The following is a 15,262-nucleotide window of genomic DNA, read 5'->3' as shown; positions in this document are numbered from 1 at the left end:
CCCTGCGGGAAGGGCCTTTTTGTGGACATCCTCATTTTTTTTGGCTGACAGCGGAAAGGCGGTGAAGGATGGGACGACGGGCTGGAATCTTTTGGGCGATGGGAATGACGGCGTTGCTGTTGAATGGCGCCCTGCCGGGAACCGCCAAGGCGAATGCCCTGCCGGAGATCAAGGCCCTGCCGCTGGAGTTGGCCATCAAGGCCGGACTGGCGACCCTGGACGAGTGTTCCAAAAACAATTATCGGGTGAGCGTCGCCGTGGTGGACCGCGGCGGCAACGTGAAGGCACTGCTGCGTCATGACGGGGCCGGGGCGCACACCCCCGACAGCAGTTTCAAGAAAGCCTACACCTCTGCCAGCCTGGGCCGTCCGACCATGGAACTGGCCGAACTGCTGGTCAAAGTGCCGCGCATCCAGGCTTTAAGGGACATGAACGACAAGATCCTGATTTTAGGCGGCGGCCTGCCCATCAAATTGGACGGGCAACTGGTTGGCGGCATTGGCGTTGGGGGCGCGCCGGGGGACCAGTTCGACGAAACCTGCGCCCGGGCGGGGCTGAAGGCCATCGGCGCGGAATGAGCGTTTTCGGTCGATTTTCCCCTTCTCAAGCCGGGCCGGATGGGGTAAGATACTTTCTTTCATTTTCCCGAAAACCCGTTCCAGGTATTTGTTTTATCAAGGAGAGTTTCGTTGGCTAACCACAAATCCGCACTCAAGCGGAACCGTCAGAACATCAAACGCAACGCAAGCAACACCGCCAACCGCACGCGCGTGAAGAATGAAACCAAGAGAGTGCTGGAAGCGGTCGCCAAGAAGGACAAAGACGCCGCCGAGAAAGCCCTGCACAGCGCGACCAAAACCATTTCCAGCGTCGCCAGCAAAGGCGTCCTGCACAAACGCGCCGCCTCGCGCAAAATCTCCGGCCTTGCCCGGCAGGTCAACAAACTGTCCGCTTCCGGTTGAGCCTCCCGGCTCGCCCAGGCGGATCGGTTGACGGCCCGCCACCCTCTTTATTATTTCCTTCCCGTCTATAACTCCGGGTCCGCCCGGTCGAGTGCATCACTCCGTCTTGGCGCAGAGTTTGAGGACCAGTGATTCGAGGATGCCTTCCGGCGCCTTGCCGGTGGACTTGAGTTCGATGTCCGCCTCCGACAGGCTTTGAAACCCATTGCGCAGTTGCCGCTCCGTGAAGTTGCCGGTGAAGCGGAGCGCCTGATCGACCAGAAACGGTTTCTGTCCCATCGCCTTCGCGATCTGCTGGCGCGGCACGCGTTGTTGCTGGTGGTGCTTCACTTCCCAGATCAAGCGGAACTGCCACGCGATCATACCCAGCACCTTCACCGGTTCCTCGCCGTGCGCCAGCTGGTTGCGCAGAAGACGCAACGCGCGGTCGGCGTTTTTTTCTTTCAACGCGTCGGTCAGGTCGAACACCGACTCCAGCTTGATCGCGCCCACCACCTCCGCCACCGCTGACTGCGTAAGCGTCTTGTTGCCTCCGGCGAAGGTGATCACTTTGTCCAGCTCCTGTGCCAGGATGCCCGGCTTCGGTCCGATGCGTGAAAGCAATGTCTGCGCCGCGTCGGTTTCCAGCGCGTAGCCCAGGCTCTTGGCGCGGTTCTTGATCCACATCGTCAGCTCGCCTTCTTTCGGCGCCGAGCAATCGCCCGCCCCCGGCAAGCCCGCGAGGTGTTTGTACAGCTTGCGTTTGCGGTCGGCCTTGCGTGCGGTCAGCGCGAGGCACGCGTCAGGCGCGGGGTTTTTCGTGTAGTCGATCAACGCCTGGATGTCGGCGTCGGTGAAGGACGCTTCATCCAAATTGCGCACGATGATCAGCTTGTCGCCGCCCAGGAAGGAAAACGTTTTCGCCGCCTCGATCCAGTCGTTGGGATGACTCGTCTTGCCTTCGAAGGTTTCGAGGTTGAAGTCGCGGTTGTCCGGGGTGATGAGCTGGTCGGTGAGCAGGCGCAGCAATTCGCGCGAGAAGAAATCCTCTTCGCCGTAAAGAAAGTAAACCGGATACCGCGTGCCGCCGTTCAAAGCGCGGATGAGTTCCAGTGCGGTCACGGCGCGAGCTCCTTTAGAACTGGTCGATGATGAGGCTCACCAGCCGGTTGCCGAGAAGACGGTACGCCTGCAGGAACGCCGCCTGGCGGGAGGCCTCGGCGTCGATGACGTTGATGCTCGGGCGGTAGTCCCAGCGCGTCTTGAGCGTCTGCTTGAGGTGCGTGCGGTTTTTCACCTGGTCCTTCACCACCACGTCGATGTCGATGTACACCCAGTACTCGGTGACCACGTCGCGGTCATCGAAAGCCACGGCACGGATGGAGTATGCCGTCAGCTTGCCGGTCAGAAGAAGGTCGGCGTTCGCGGCGCTCTTCACCAGTCGCAGGCGGCCGTCGCGCAGGAACGACTGGCGCACGCGTTCGGTGAGGTTGCGGTTGATGACCGGTTCCTGCGACACGTTGTCGAACACGGGTATGGCGATGGTTTTCAGGTGCGGCGGCAGTTGCGACGCACCCGTGCCTGCCAGCTGGTACCCGCAGGCGGGAAGCAGGATAAGAAAGAGTAAGCTGAAAGCAGTGCGCAAGGTCATGATCGGAGCTCTAGACAACAATGTTCACCAGTTTTTTGGGGACGACGATCACCTTCCTCGGTTCCTTGCCGTTCAGCCATTCGCGGACGCGTTCGTCGCCGAGGCACTGCTGCTTGAGGTCGTCGTCGGCAATCTCCGACGGCACCGACAACTTCTGCCGCACCTTGCCGTTCACCTGCACGACGATGGTCATCTCGTCCGCCTGCATGTATTGTGTCTCGAACACCGGCCAGGCGCATTCGTGCGTCGCCTTGGAAAATTTCAACCGCGACGCCATCTCCTCCGCGACGTGCGGCGCGAACGGGCTGATGAGCAGGACGAGCGATTCCATCGCCTGCCTGAGGACGGCTTTGTGTTCGGCCGTGGCCTTTTGCGCGTTCCACCCGTCCTTGAATGTATAAAGGTGATTGACGAATTCCATCGTCGCCGCGATCGCCGTGTTGAACTGCATGCGTTTTTCAACGTCGTCCGTCACGCGCTTGATGGTCACGTGCGTCTGCCGCCGGAGTTCTTTCAACTCGTCGGGAAGCGCATCACCGCCGTTGCCCGGCTCGACGTCCTGCAAGGAATCCGCAAGCTCTGCGAACAGCCGCCACACGCGTTTCAAAAACCGCGAACAGCCCTCGACGCCCTGGTCGCTCCATTCCAGGTCTTTCACCGGCGGCGCGGCGAACAGGATGAACAGCCTGGCCGTGTCCGCCCCGTAACGCTCGATGATGCGGTCGGGATCGACCACGTTGCCTTTCGACTTCGACATCTTCGCGCCGTCCTTGATGACCATGCCCTGCGTGAGCAGGTGCGAGAACGGTTCGTTCGACTGCACCAGCCCCAGGTCGCGGAACACGTGATGGAAGAACCGCGAGTACAGGAGATGCAGGATGGCGTGCTCGATGCCGCCGATGTATTGATCGACGGGCATCCAGTAATCGACTGCCTTCTTTTTAAACGGCGCGTCGTCGGTGTGCGGCGAAGTGTATCGGTCGAAGTACCAAGACGAGCAGATGAAGGTGTCGAGCGTGTCGGTCTCGCGTTTTGCCGGGCCGTTGCACTTCGGGCACGTGGTGTTGATGAAGCTGTCGAGCGTTTTGAGCGGCGACTGGCCGCGTTCGCCCAGTTGCGCATCGAGTGGCAACTCGACGGGGAGCTGATCGTACGGCACCGGCACCGTGCCGCAGGCGTCGCAGAACACCATCGGTACCGGCGTGCCCCAGTAGCGTTGCCGCGACACGCCCCAGTCGCGCAGTCGGTAATTGATGGTGCGCTCGCCGATGCTCTTGGTCTTCAGGTAGTCGCATACCTTGAGCCGCGCTTCTTCGCCGACGAGGCCGTCGAAGCCGCCGGACTGGATCATCGGTCCCTCTTCCGTGAACGCTTCTTTCAGGTGCGCCGGGTCGCGGGTGCCCTCGGGCGGTTCGATGACGACGCGGATGTTGAGGTCGTATTTTCTGGCGAACTCGAAGTCGCGCTGGTCGTGCGCCGGGACGGACATGATCGCGCCGGTGCCGTAATCCATGAGCACGAAGTTGGCCGACCACACCGGGATGGACTCGCCGTTCACCGGGTTCATGGCGTACGCGCCGGTGAACACGCCCAGCTTGTCGCCGCCCTCGGCGGTGCGGGCGATGGTGTCCTGGCTCTGCACCTTCTTGATGAAGTCATCGACTGCCTGTTCCTGTTCCGTGCCGCGCGACAGTTTTTTGGTGAGCGGGTGTTCGGGCGCCAGCACCATGAACGTCGCGCCCCACAGCGTGTCCGGCCGCGTGGTGAAAATGCGGATGGTCTCCTTTGTGCCTTTCACCGCAAAGTCCACCTCCGCGCCGTAGCTCTTGCCGATCCAGTTGGTCTGCATCGCCAGCACCTGTTCCGGCCAGCCGCCTTCCAGCTCCCTGCATCCCTCCAGCAGGCGGTCGGCGTATTCGGTGATTTTGAAGAACCAGCCTTCCTGTTCCTTTTTGATGACCACGTTGTCGCAACGCCAGCACCGGTCGTCGATGACCTGCTCGTTGGCGAGCACCGTCTGGCAGGACTCGCACCAGTTGACGGTCGAGTTCTTGCGGTACACCAGGCCGCGTTCGTGGAATTTCAGGAAGCACCACTGGTTCCATTTGTAGTAATCCGGTTTGCACGTCGCCACTTCGCGGGTCCAGTCGTAACTGAGGCCCAGCCGTTTCAGCTGCGTGCGCATGGTGTCGATGTTCTCGAGCGTCCATTTGGCGGGGTGCGACTTGTGCTGGATGGCGGCGTTTTCCGCGGGCATGCCGAAGGAGTCCCAGCCGATGGGGTGCAGGACGTTGTAGCCCTTCATCATCTTGAAGCGGGCGAGGGCGTCGCCGATGGTGTAGTTGCGCACGTGGCCCATGTGGATGCGCCCGGAGGGGTAGGGGAACATCTCGAGGAGGTAGTACTTTTCTTTCGACGGGTCCTCGGTGACGGAGAACGACCGGTTCTTTTCCCAGTGCTCCTGCCAGCGCGCTTCAATGGCTTTGTGATCGTATTCCTGCATGGTCGGGATGGGTCCTCGTGGAGAAAAAGGTGGATCGAATCAGAAACCCGTATAGTAACCAAAACCGCCCGCCGTTTCCACCCGGACCCGGCCAGGAGCGAATAACATAATTAACCACAGATACACACAGATGAACACGGATAAGAACACAAGTGGATGGACTCCCCCTTCTCCGAAGGGGGCTGGGGGGCTTATACCGTTTCGGTTTGTCACCTTGAGCGCAAGCGAAAGGTGACTTTTGGATGAGACTGGAAAAAGCATCGAGATCCCTCACTGTGTTCGGGATTACAGGAGAAGAAGCCCCCAAACCTCCTTTGCAAGGGGGGACCGATCGATCTCCCGTCTGCGTTTTTATCCGTATTCATCGGAGGGGTGGAGGGTGCGCGCGGAATCCGCAGCACGGCCAAATGGAATTTCCGCCGGAGACGCTTTACAATGGAGGGCATGACGGAACTGTCCGGGGCCATCATCGTCGTCTTCTGCCTGTACGTCCTGCTGATGCTCGCCATCGGCTGGGTGACCTCGCGCTACCAGACCTCCGCGTCGCATTACTTCCTGGGTGACCGCTCACTGAAAGCGTGGGTGACGGCGGTGTCCTCCACCGCCTCGTCGGAGAGCGCGTGGGCGGTGCTGGGCACGGTGGGCCTGGCGTACAAGGACGGCCTCGCCGCGCTGTGGTTCCTGCCCGGCTGTCTGCTCGGGTACGCCCTCAACTGGTTTTTCCTCGCCGAGCGCCTGCGCCAGCACTCGCTCGACACCGGCGCCATCACCCTCCCCGATTATTTCGAATACCACTTTCACGACAAGACCCGCGTGCTGCGCATGCTGTCGGTGGGCATCATCTTCTTCAGCATGATGGCGTACGTGGCGGCGCAGTTCACCGGCATCGGCAAAACCTTCGACGCCATCTTCGGCATCCCGCACTACGTGAGCATTCCCGTCGGCGGCGCGATCATCATCGTCTATACCATGATGGGCGGCTTTCTCGCCGTGGCGTGGACCGACTTCGTGCAGGGACTCATCATGGTGGCGGGCCTGGTGGTGCTGGCGGTCGTCGGGTTCGTGCACCTTGGCGGATTCTCCGGCGTCGCCGAACAGGTGAACGCCGCCTCGCCGGAAACCCTGCAATGGATGGGCGGCAAACCCACGGCGGTGTTTTTCGGCTCGATGATCGGTCTGTTGGGAATCGGCCTCGGCTACCCCGGCCAGCCGCAGGTGTTGAACCGTTACATGGCGGCGAAGAACAGGAAAGTGATCGAGACCGGCGTGTGGATTGCCCTGGGCTGGGGCTTCCTCGTTTACGGCTCGGCGATCCTTTTGGGCATCTGCGGCAACGCGCTGTACCCGACGCTGGACGATCCCGAACACCTGTTCCCGCGCGCCGCCACCGACCTGTTGCCGACGGGCCTCACCGCCGTGGTGCTGACCGGGGTGATGGCCGCCATCATGTCCACCGTTTCGGCGCTCATCATCGTCGCCACTTCATCCGTGGCGCACGACGTGTACTCGAAGATGATCAACCCCAACCTCAGTCATCAGCAGATCGTGCGCATCAGCCGCTACACCGTGCTGGCACTGGGCATCGGCGCGATGCTGATTTCGCTGATGGAGACGCGCGTGATTTTCTGGTTCGTGCTGCTGGCGTGGTCGGCGCTGGGATCGAGCTTCGGCCCGGTGATTTTGTTTTCGCTTTACTGGAAAGGGGTGACACGCGAGGGCGCGATCGCCGGCATGGTGACGGGCTTTATCACCACCGTCGTCTGGTACCACAGCGGCATGAAGGACGTGCTGTACGAGATGATCCCCGCCTTCACCCTGGCGACGCTGGCTGTCTGGCTGGTCAGCAAATACACGGCAAAGCAATCGACTGCCGTAAGCGTCCCCACTCCTTCGCACGAAGAGTAGAACAGAACGCGTATTTCATTCCGCCCCATCCAACGCTCTTAAGATCAGGCCCGCCATCTCGCGGGAGGCGCCTTTTTTTTCTTTCACCAGCGTCACCGCTTTCTCCGTCAACCGCGCGTGCAGGGTGTCTTCCTCGAACAGTTCGGTGATGCGTTTGGCCATGACGTCGGCGTCGGCGACTTCGATGGCGATGCCGAGCGTCCCCAGTTCGTCCGCCGAGTGCTGAACGTTTTCGACGTGGGGTCCGTGCAGAACGACTTTGCCCTGGGCCGCCGGTTCGATGAGGCTGTGCCCGCCGCCCGGCGCGATGAGGCTGCGTCCGACGAATGTCACGTCGGCCACGGCGTACAGTTTCGCCAGCTCGCCCATGGTGTCGAGCACGATGACGTCGCGGCCGTGGGAGTCGTCCGGCTTCAATTCGCTTTTGCGGACGGCGTTGAGTCCGCGCGCCTCGATCAGTCCCATCACCTCGCCCACCCGTTCCAGTCGGCGCGGCGCGAGCACCAGCGTCAGCTTGGGGAAGCGCACGCGCAGTTGTTCGTAGGCGTCGAGCACGATGGCCTCTTCGCCCGGATGCGTGCTCCCCGCCACCCACACCGGGTGGCTGGCCGGGATGCGCAATGCTTCGCGCAGGCGGAAGCCTTCCGGTTCGCCGACGGGTTTCAGTCCGTCGTACTTGGTGTCGCCCACCACGCGCAGAATCTCCGGTTTGGCGCCGAGGCTCACCATCGCCTGCCGCCCCGCTTCGCTCTGCATGCAGATGAGGTCGAAGCGGTTGAGCAGTCCCCGCACCCACGGTTTGACGAAGCCGTAGCACTTGAGCGATTTCTCCGACAACCGTCCGTTGAACAGCACCTGCGGGATGCCGCGCGCTTTCAGCAGGTAGATCATGCCCGGCCAGAAGCCGGTGTCGGTGAGCACGTAGAGGTCGGGGCGGATGCGTGCCAGCGCCAGATTGAGAAACGGCCAGCAGTCGAGGGGATGAAAAAAGATCGTGCGCGCGAACGGAATCTGGCGGCACGCGCCGTCGTAACCGGAGTCGGTGGTGACGGACACGACGATGTCGAGGTCCGGCCGGTCCTCGTGCAGGCGGCGCAACACCGGCGCGGCGGCGTTGACTTCGCCGAATGACAGCGCCTGCACCCAGACGAGCGGCCGTCCTTCCTCGCGTTTCACGCTCGGCACGTAACCGAAGTGGTGACCCAGCCCGCGCGTTTTTTTGCCGTTGATGATGCAGTAGAAAAAAAACAGCGGCAGGACGAGGACGGCGGCGAGAGTCGACAGGGTGTGATAGAGAAGGGGCATAAGGAGTCCGGTCACTCGGTTTTGGGCGCGAGCAGTTGTTCGAGGATGCGCAGGTTCGCGTCCAGCGCGCCGCGGTTTTTTTCGACGGTCTCGCGAGCCAGCCGGCCGCGCAGTTCGATGTCTTCCGGTTGTTCCAGCAGATTGCGCAGTACGGGGTAAAGCTCCACTTCGCCCTCCAGCTGGATGCCGCCGCCGGACTCCACCAGCAGGCGCGCTTCTTCTTTGAAGTTGTCCATGTGCGGACCGAACACCACCGGCACGCCGTGCAGGGCGGGTTCGAGGATATTTTGCCCGCCGAACTCCGGCGTGAACCCGCCGCCGACAAAGGCCAGCCGGCTCTGCCGGTAAAAGTCGTTGAGGTGGCCGATCTCATCGACCAGCACGATGGTGGTGTCGTCGTCCGGCTGCCCGTCCAGTTCGCTGAACCGCTTGTAGGCCAGGCCGCGATTGAGGAGCATCGCCTCCACTTCGTCACAGCGCTGGGGATGCCGCGGCGCGAGGACAAACCGCCTCGGTGCGTCGGTCACTTCCTGCATGATGCGGGTGATGACGTCGAGGATGGGCGGCTCGTCGCCGGGTCGCGTCGAGCCGAACACGATGAGGGCACGGTCTTCCGTTGTCGTGTCATCCGCCTTGCTATCCGGCAGGGCGTCGAATTTCATGTTGCCGGTCGTGTCCACCCGCGCCTCGGGGATGCCCAGGCCGAGCAGGCGCTCCGTGTCTTCCTGGGAGCGCATGGCGAAGCGCTGTATGCCTGCGACCATCCAGCGGAACAACGGGGCGATCTGCCGGTAACGCCTTGCGGACTTGCGCGACATGCGGCCGTTGACCAGCAGGACCGGTACCTCGCGCGCCGCGCACTGGTGCAGGAGCCCCGGCCAGAACTCGGCTTCGATCAGCACCAGCAGGGCCGGTTGCAGGCGGTCGAGCACCCCGGCGGTGAGCCAGAACAGATCCGGCGGCAGGCGGAACACCGGGCAGAGATCGAACTCCAGCGCCTGCCGGTAGCCCGTGGGTGTGAACGTGGAGAGCACCACCTGGTGATGCGGAAAGCGTTGCAGAAGGCCGCGAATCAACACCCGCGCCACCCGCACCTCGCCTACCGAAGACGCGTGCACCCACAGTGTGTCCTTGCAGGCGGGCAGGGATTTCCAGTTGGTCCAGCGCTCACGCATTTCATCGCGGAATTCGGCGTTGAACGCCATCCGCACCAGGACGAAAGGCGAAACCGCCACAAACATGAGCCCTGTGATAAGATGATAGATCACGATCATGGCTTTGATTATAAACCAGATACAGGCGTTTTGGGGACACGCCGGGGAATTCCGAAAACAAAAATGAGCATTGAGTCCTTGTTCTACCAGGTCATCTCGCCCGGCCGCCGCTTCTACCACGTGCCGCTCTACCTCCTTTTAAGAAGCGTGTCGGTGTTTTACGGCCTGGTGCAGAAACTTCGGGTGGCCTGTTACCGCATGAAGATCCTGCCCACGCGCAAACTGGAAAAACGCGTGATCAGCGTCGGCAACCTGACCCTGGGCGGCACCGGTAAAACACCGACGGTGGTGTGCATCGCCGAGACCCTGAAACGCCACGGTTACCGTCCGGCGGTGTTGAGCCGGGGTTACGGCGGCGAGTCGCCGCTGGCGGTCAACGTGGTCTCCGACGGCAGGGACGTGTTGATGTCGCCCGCCGAAGCGGGGGACGAGCCGGTGATGATGGCGCGTCGGCTGGAAGGGGTGCCCGTGCTCACCGCCAAGAGCCGGTATGCCAGCGGACGCTTCGCCATCGACCAGCTGGGCGCGGACGTGCTGATCCTCGACGACGGTTACCAGCACCTGCCGCTTCACCGCGACCTCAATATCCTTTTATGCGATCACCAGGATCCGTTCGGCAACGGATGCATTTTCCCGGCGGGCGAACTGCGGGAGCCGCTCAGCCAGGTCGAGCGCGCCGACGCCATTTGCCTCACCCGCTACCGTCCTTCCGTGAACCACGGCCTGATCGACCACAACCCGAAACAGGTTCCCGTCATCGCCACGCAGCTCAGACCGACCGATCTCATCCATCCGCCGACGGGCAAGGTGACGCCGCTTTCCGAATTGAAAGGACGGCGCGTGGGCCTGTTCTGCGGCATTGGCAATCCCGCCGATTTCAAGGCGTCGCTGGAAGCGCTGGGAGCAGAGGTGGTGGCAAAATTCGCCTTCCCGGATCATTACGCCTACCGCGACGAGGATTTGAAAGAAATCGAGACGCGCGCCCGCGAAAACGGGGCCGAATGGCTTGTGACCACGGAAAAGGATGCCGTTAAGTTTTTCGATCACGCGTTTGTATTGCCGTGGCACGTGCTCCGCGTTGCGCTGGACGTGGTGGAGGGGGAGGAAGACTGGTTGCGCCTGATCGTGCCGGAGCATTCTGGGGAACGCGTGGGGGGTGCCGGTGCCGGAACCTGATACAGAACGGGAAACGGACGGCTCAACCGACGAAGCAATGTCTCCGGTCAAAAGCCTGGTGCTCACCATCGCCATCCCGTCTGTGTATCTTGGCGCATTGTTGGTTGCGTGGCTGGGGCCGAAGCATTTCGGATTCGGTGTGCGGCCGCTGGTGTATGCCGGGTTGACGGTGGGACTGTCGGGTCTTTTGTTCTGGATCGTGGCGATGGCGCAGTTGGGAACGTCTTTGGCGGTGCTTCCCGGCGGCGACCGGCTGGTGAGTCGCGGTGTGTACCGCCGTGTCCGGCACCCGGTCTACTGGGGCATCGTGCTCACGTTTTTTGGATTGTTCCTGGCGGTGGGATCGGTGCAGGGAATGGTTTATCTTTTTGTTGTGGTGGTGCCGCTCAACATCGTGCGCGCGCGGCAGGAAGAACGCGCAATGCAGAAAAAATTCGGCGAGGCCTACACCCGCTACCGCCGGCAGACGTGGTTTTGAACTTCGAGTGAACGTGGACTGGATGAACGAACAGGGCGGAATGGCGGTTAAAGGCTTTGCGTGCGGGGCTGTCTGCGCGGTGTTGCTTTATGGAATGGCATCGACCGCAGCGTGGGCGGAGGGGCCGCCCGCACCCAGGGGGCCGCATGCACTGGTGGAATCCCCTCCTCCTTCCGGCGGATCGGATTTGTTTTCCCTGTATCCCTTGCTGGGGCTGCCCACCGTCAAGCAAGAGGTGCCGGTGCTGACCGTGCTTCAGGAAACCCAAGAAACGGGCTGGCTGGGCATCGCGCCGCGCGAGACCAAGCCGGTATTCCTTCCCGGTGCGGATGATTTCACCCCGGCGCTTCAGGTGCACCGCGTCTATCCCGGTTCGACGGCGGACAAGGCGGGATTGCTGGTCACCGACCGGATCGTCGCTGTCAACAACGAGCCGTTGGAGCTTGGCACGGAAAACTCGCTGGTCGTCCATTTCAAGAACCGTGTGGCCCAGGTGGGAGCGGGCGGCAACCTGGAACTCAAACTCCTCCGTGGCGAGGGGGTGATGGACCTGGCACTCACGCTCGATCCCATCCCGACGCACCCCCCCGTTCTCCCCGTGCATCCGGAACTGGACCGGCTTCACGCCGAGGCGAGGGAAACCTTTTTTTTGCAGACTCTGGAGCGCGAAGGCATGAAGGGTGAATTTCAAAAAACCCTGCGCGCCATGAAACAAACCTCCGAACGCGTGCTGACCACCGCCTTTGCGGGCGGGGAGGCGAATCCCTTCCGGTTGGGTGAGGTGAATTACGTCCTGCACCGGCCCATGGACCTGCCGTGGCTGGCCCACCTGCTGACGCGTTCCGTCCATCGTTCCTTTTCCGCCGAAACTCAGCGGTTGGATCTCCTTGTGCAGGGGGGACTGGGGGCGCTGGGTGTGGAGAACGATGCGGACGATTCCGTTCTCATGGAAAAGGCGTATGTCCCACCCACCGACCTGGGCGATTTTATCGACCGTCTGGCGGGGGCCATGAATGAAGCCGAAATCCTGAGGCGCGAATCGCTTGCGAAACTGACCGTGGAAGAGATCCAAATGCTTGAAGAGGGTGTCCGCGACTGGCTCTTTCAGGATCTGGTGGACGACGCGCTCGACCGAACGGAAGTCGAAAAACGGGAAATGGAAGACCGGTTCCTGAAGTGGTTCGAGATCGCTCTCAAAGTGGACCGTCACCAACTCCTGGTTGCGGGAAAACGCATCGCCGAGGTGCTGGACCTTCAGTGGCTCAAATCGTGGAAGCAGGGCGGCGCTTCCTTCCAGCCCTTCCGCGAAGGCTGGGTGGTGCGTGAGGAACGCGACCGGGTGGCGATCCGCACGGCGGGCATCACCATCGTGGTTGGCAACGGCCAGTCCAACGTGTACAGCGAGGATGCCGATGTGATTATCGATCTTGGCGGCGACGACCGTTACCTCAACACCGCCGGGGCGAGTCAGGTGGGGCGACGCAACATGGTGGTGATCGATCTCGATGGCGACGACCTGTACCTGTCGCGGGGTTGGAGCCGGCAGGGCGCCGGCCTTCTGGGCGCGGGGTTTCTGCTAGACCTCGGCGGCAACGACCGGTATGTGACCGATCACTTTTCGCAGGGCGCGGGGTTCCTCGGTGTCGGTGTGCTGGTGGACACGGGTGGGCAGGACCGGTACCAATGCCAGGTGTTCTGCCAGGGTGCGGGGTTTCTGGGAATTGGCATCCTGGCGGATGGGGGCGGTGACGATGCGTTCTCCAACGCCATTTACGGACAGGGCCTGGGAGCGACCGGCGGTTATGGCCTTCTGGTCGATGCCGACGGGCAGGACCGCTACACTTCCGGCGGCTCGTTCGCGGATTATTCCGAGCCCATTCTGGCGTTCCGCTCCATGGCCCAGGGCGTGGGCCTGGGGCATGACGGCTGGGACAGCTTGATCCAGTTGTCCGGTGGCATCGGCATCCTCTCCGACCAGAATGGCAACGACACCTATGTGGCCGATTATTTTGCCCAGGGCACGGGGAAGACCTACGGGCTGGGCATCCTGCACGATGAAAACGGGGACGACCGGTATCTCGCCGGACGCTACGCCCAGGGTACCGGGATGCGTCAGGGAGCCGGGTTGCTGCTGGATGGTCACGGCGACGACGATTACCTGTCCCATGCCGGGGTGTCGCAGGGGGTCGGTCATGAAACCGGTGTGGGTATGTTGATCGATCGTGCCGGGGATGACCGCTTCACCAGCAGTCTGTTATCGCAGGGGGCGGGCAACGGCGATGGCATCGGCCTGCTGGTGGATACCGATGGGGATGACGAGTACGCCTGCCGCGACCTGGGGCAGGGATTCGGTCTGTTTGATCCGGTGGCCGGGCAGGGCGGGTTCGGGTTCCTGTTCGATACCGGCGGCGGCAGGGACCGCTATTCCCTCGGCCGCGGCAACGACGCCATCTCCAAAAACGAAGGCTGGGGCCTTTCCGCCGACCTGCACTGAAGGAACCGGTCATGACCGCATCCGTTCGCACCCGCATCCTCTTTGAAAAACTGGTCACCATGACCGGCCGCGACTACGAACGGGGCGAGTTGTGGATTCAAGACGGGCGGGTGGATTCGATCCGCGATGCGGTTTCCCCCGGTGATTCCGTTCCGACCATCGATCTCACCGGTCACCTGCTTCTGCCGGGCTTTGTCAACGCCCACAGCCACATAGGCCTGTGCGCCCTGGAAGGCAAGCTGGTGCCGCGGACACCGTTCGCCGACTGGATTTTGGATGTGGTCGCCGCCAACACCGCGCTCAGCTGGAGCGACCGGGTAGAAGCCCTGCACCGGCACAGCCTGACCATGTTGTCTACAGGCGTCACCCTGCTGGGGGATTACCTGGCCAACCCGGAACTGCTGGTGGAACTGGCCCGCCTCCCGTTTCGCCAGGTGCTGTTTCTGGAAACCCTGGGTTTTCCCGAAGAAGACGCGGTCGCCCGTGCGGCCCGGGTGGAGGATTTGATCGAGGAGCACGAGTCGCAGGAGGGGCGCATCCGCCTCGGGATCGCCCCGCACGCTCCGTATTCGGTTTCGGCGAAATTGCTCCGCCGGTTGAAAGCCATAGCGCAGAACCACCGTTGCCCGATTTCCTGTCACGTGGCGGAGGTGCCGGAAGAGCGTGAATTCCTGCAAACCGGTGAGGGACCCATGCGGCATCTCCTGGAAACGCGGGGCGTTTTCAACCCCCGGTGGCGCCCTCCCGAACTGGGGCCGGCGGCCTACCTGGATCAACTGGGAGTGCTGGAGGGACTGGTGGGCGTCCACCTGAACGACGTGGGAGGGGATCTGGACTTATTGGCCCGGCGGAATGTCACGGCCGTGTTCTGCCCCGGAAGCACCCGCTGGTTTGGCCGTGAGCGTTACATGCCGGTGCGCCAGCTGCTGGACCGCGGGGTGCCGGTGGGGCTGGGCACGGATTCCCTGGCCAGCAACGAATCGTTGAATTTCCTGCGTGAATTGAAGCTGGCCGAAGAAATGTTGCCGGAGGTGAGCCGTGCCGAAATTTTGACCATGGCCACCCGCTGGGGTGCCGAAGCGCTTCACAGCGAGGCGGGAACGGTGGAACCGGGCCGCTTCGCCGACCTCATTGCCTTCCGTATGGGCTCTGAGGCGGAAAACTGGTTCGATATACCATTTGAAAATGAGGGCCGGCAGGTGGACTGGGTGATGATCCAGGGAAATCCGGTGGCCCCTCCCCCGGGTCCGGTGGAAGGATCATAACTTATTGAAAGTGTGAAAGTTTTTGATGATTCTGCAAAGCGGTCAGAAAAACGGAAAAAAAATCCAGAAAGCTTCAAAAAAATTTGTTTCCCCTGTGAAATCCATGATAAATTGAATCGGGATTTTGGCGGAAAATCTCCTAGCCTCAAATTTGGCCCGAATTTAATTCTTTTTTATTGACACTAATCGAAACAAACAAGTAGAATCCATATTTTCGCGCACATAACGTGGGTTGGCATGGCCCGGTTGTTGACACCGCAGACGGAAGGT

At 61.8% G+C, this 15,262-nt stretch carries 12 protein-coding genes; 7 read left to right on the top strand and 5 right to left on the bottom strand.

From position 1 onward, the window contains the following. Positions 1-98: 98 nt before the first annotated feature. Both ACTRXA_RS12490 and rpsT read left to right on the top strand, forming a co-directional pair. Positions 99-578 carry a GlcG/HbpS family heme-binding protein gene (locus ACTRXA_RS12490; RefSeq protein ID WP_442427523.1) on the top strand — a complete coding sequence of 160 codons (480 nt, stop codon included), beginning with the start codon at positions 99-101 and terminating at the stop codon, positions 576-578. 111 nt (positions 579-689) lie between these two features. Beyond that, positions 690-962, top strand: coding sequence for a 30S ribosomal protein S20 (gene rpsT, locus ACTRXA_RS12485; RefSeq protein WP_442427504.1), 273 nt, complete (start codon positions 690-692; stop codon positions 960-962). Between the two features lie 96 nt (positions 963-1,058). Here rpsT and holA read toward each other — a convergent pair whose 3' ends face one another. The 3 genes from holA to leuS are packed head-to-tail and all read right to left on the bottom strand — an operon-like array spanning position 1,059 to position 5,095. Next, complete coding sequence (gene holA, locus ACTRXA_RS12480) at positions 1,059-2,063, bottom strand: DNA polymerase III subunit delta (protein WP_442427503.1); 1,005 nt, start codon at positions 2,061-2,063, stop codon at positions 1,059-1,061. A 13-nt stretch (positions 2,064-2,076) separates the two neighbouring features. Further along, positions 2,077-2,592, bottom strand: coding sequence for an LPS assembly lipoprotein LptE (gene lptE / locus ACTRXA_RS12475; RefSeq protein WP_442427502.1), 516 nt, complete (start codon positions 2,590-2,592; stop codon positions 2,077-2,079). A gap of 10 nt (positions 2,593-2,602) precedes the next feature. Continuing rightward, entirely contained in the window at positions 2,603-5,095 is a 2,493-nt protein-coding gene (leuS, locus tag ACTRXA_RS12470; protein ID WP_442427501.1) for a leucine--tRNA ligase, read from the bottom strand. A gap of 444 nt (positions 5,096-5,539) precedes the next feature. Between leuS and ACTRXA_RS12465 the strand changes: the two genes are divergently transcribed. Beyond that, positions 5,540-7,000, top strand: coding sequence for a sodium/proline symporter (locus ACTRXA_RS12465; RefSeq protein WP_442427500.1), 1,461 nt, complete (start codon positions 5,540-5,542; stop codon positions 6,998-7,000). Between the two features lie 15 nt (positions 7,001-7,015). Here the strand turns inward: ACTRXA_RS12465 and ACTRXA_RS12460 are convergent, their stop codons facing one another. Together ACTRXA_RS12460 and ACTRXA_RS12455 are read right to left on the bottom strand one after the other, a co-directional pair. Then, positions 7,016-8,305, bottom strand: a complete 1,290-nt coding sequence (locus ACTRXA_RS12460) for a 3-deoxy-D-manno-octulosonic acid transferase (RefSeq protein WP_442427499.1) — start codon at positions 8,303-8,305, stop codon at positions 7,016-7,018. Positions 8,306-8,316: 11 nt separating this feature from the next. Next, positions 8,317-9,579, bottom strand: a complete 1,263-nt coding sequence (locus ACTRXA_RS12455) for a 3-deoxy-D-manno-octulosonic acid transferase (protein WP_442427498.1) — start codon at positions 9,577-9,579, stop codon at positions 8,317-8,319. 63 nt (positions 9,580-9,642) lie between these two features. Here ACTRXA_RS12455 and lpxK point away from each other — a divergent pair, with 63 nt between their 5' ends. Genes lpxK through ACTRXA_RS12435 form a run of 4 tightly spaced genes read left to right on the top strand, consistent with a single transcriptional unit; the run spans position 9,643 to position 14,992 of the window. Further along, a complete protein-coding gene (gene lpxK, locus ACTRXA_RS12450) occupies positions 9,643-10,755 on the top strand; it encodes a tetraacyldisaccharide 4'-kinase (protein ID WP_442427497.1) in 1,113 nt (370 codons plus the stop codon). A 37-nt stretch (positions 10,756-10,792) separates the two neighbouring features. Then, a complete protein-coding gene (locus ACTRXA_RS12445) occupies positions 10,793-11,233 on the top strand; it encodes a methyltransferase family protein (protein WP_442427496.1) in 441 nt (146 codons plus the stop codon). Positions 11,234-11,240: 7 nt separating this feature from the next. Next, entirely contained in the window at positions 11,241-13,727 is a 2,487-nt protein-coding gene (locus ACTRXA_RS12440; protein ID WP_442427495.1) for a hypothetical protein, read from the top strand. An 11-nt stretch (positions 13,728-13,738) separates the two neighbouring features. Then, on the top strand, positions 13,739-14,992 hold the full coding sequence (locus tag ACTRXA_RS12435; protein WP_442427494.1) for an amidohydrolase family protein: 1,254 nt from the start codon (positions 13,739-13,741) through the stop codon (positions 14,990-14,992). Positions 14,993-15,262 lie beyond the last annotated feature (270 nt).

The organism is Nitrospina sp. P1_D6 (genome assembly GCF_052156615.1).
Taxonomy (GTDB): Bacteria; Nitrospinota; Nitrospinia; order Nitrospinales; family Nitrospinaceae; genus Nitrospina.
Note: the sequence above shows the minus strand (reverse complement) of the source record. Positions and strands in the feature narration are given on the sequence as shown.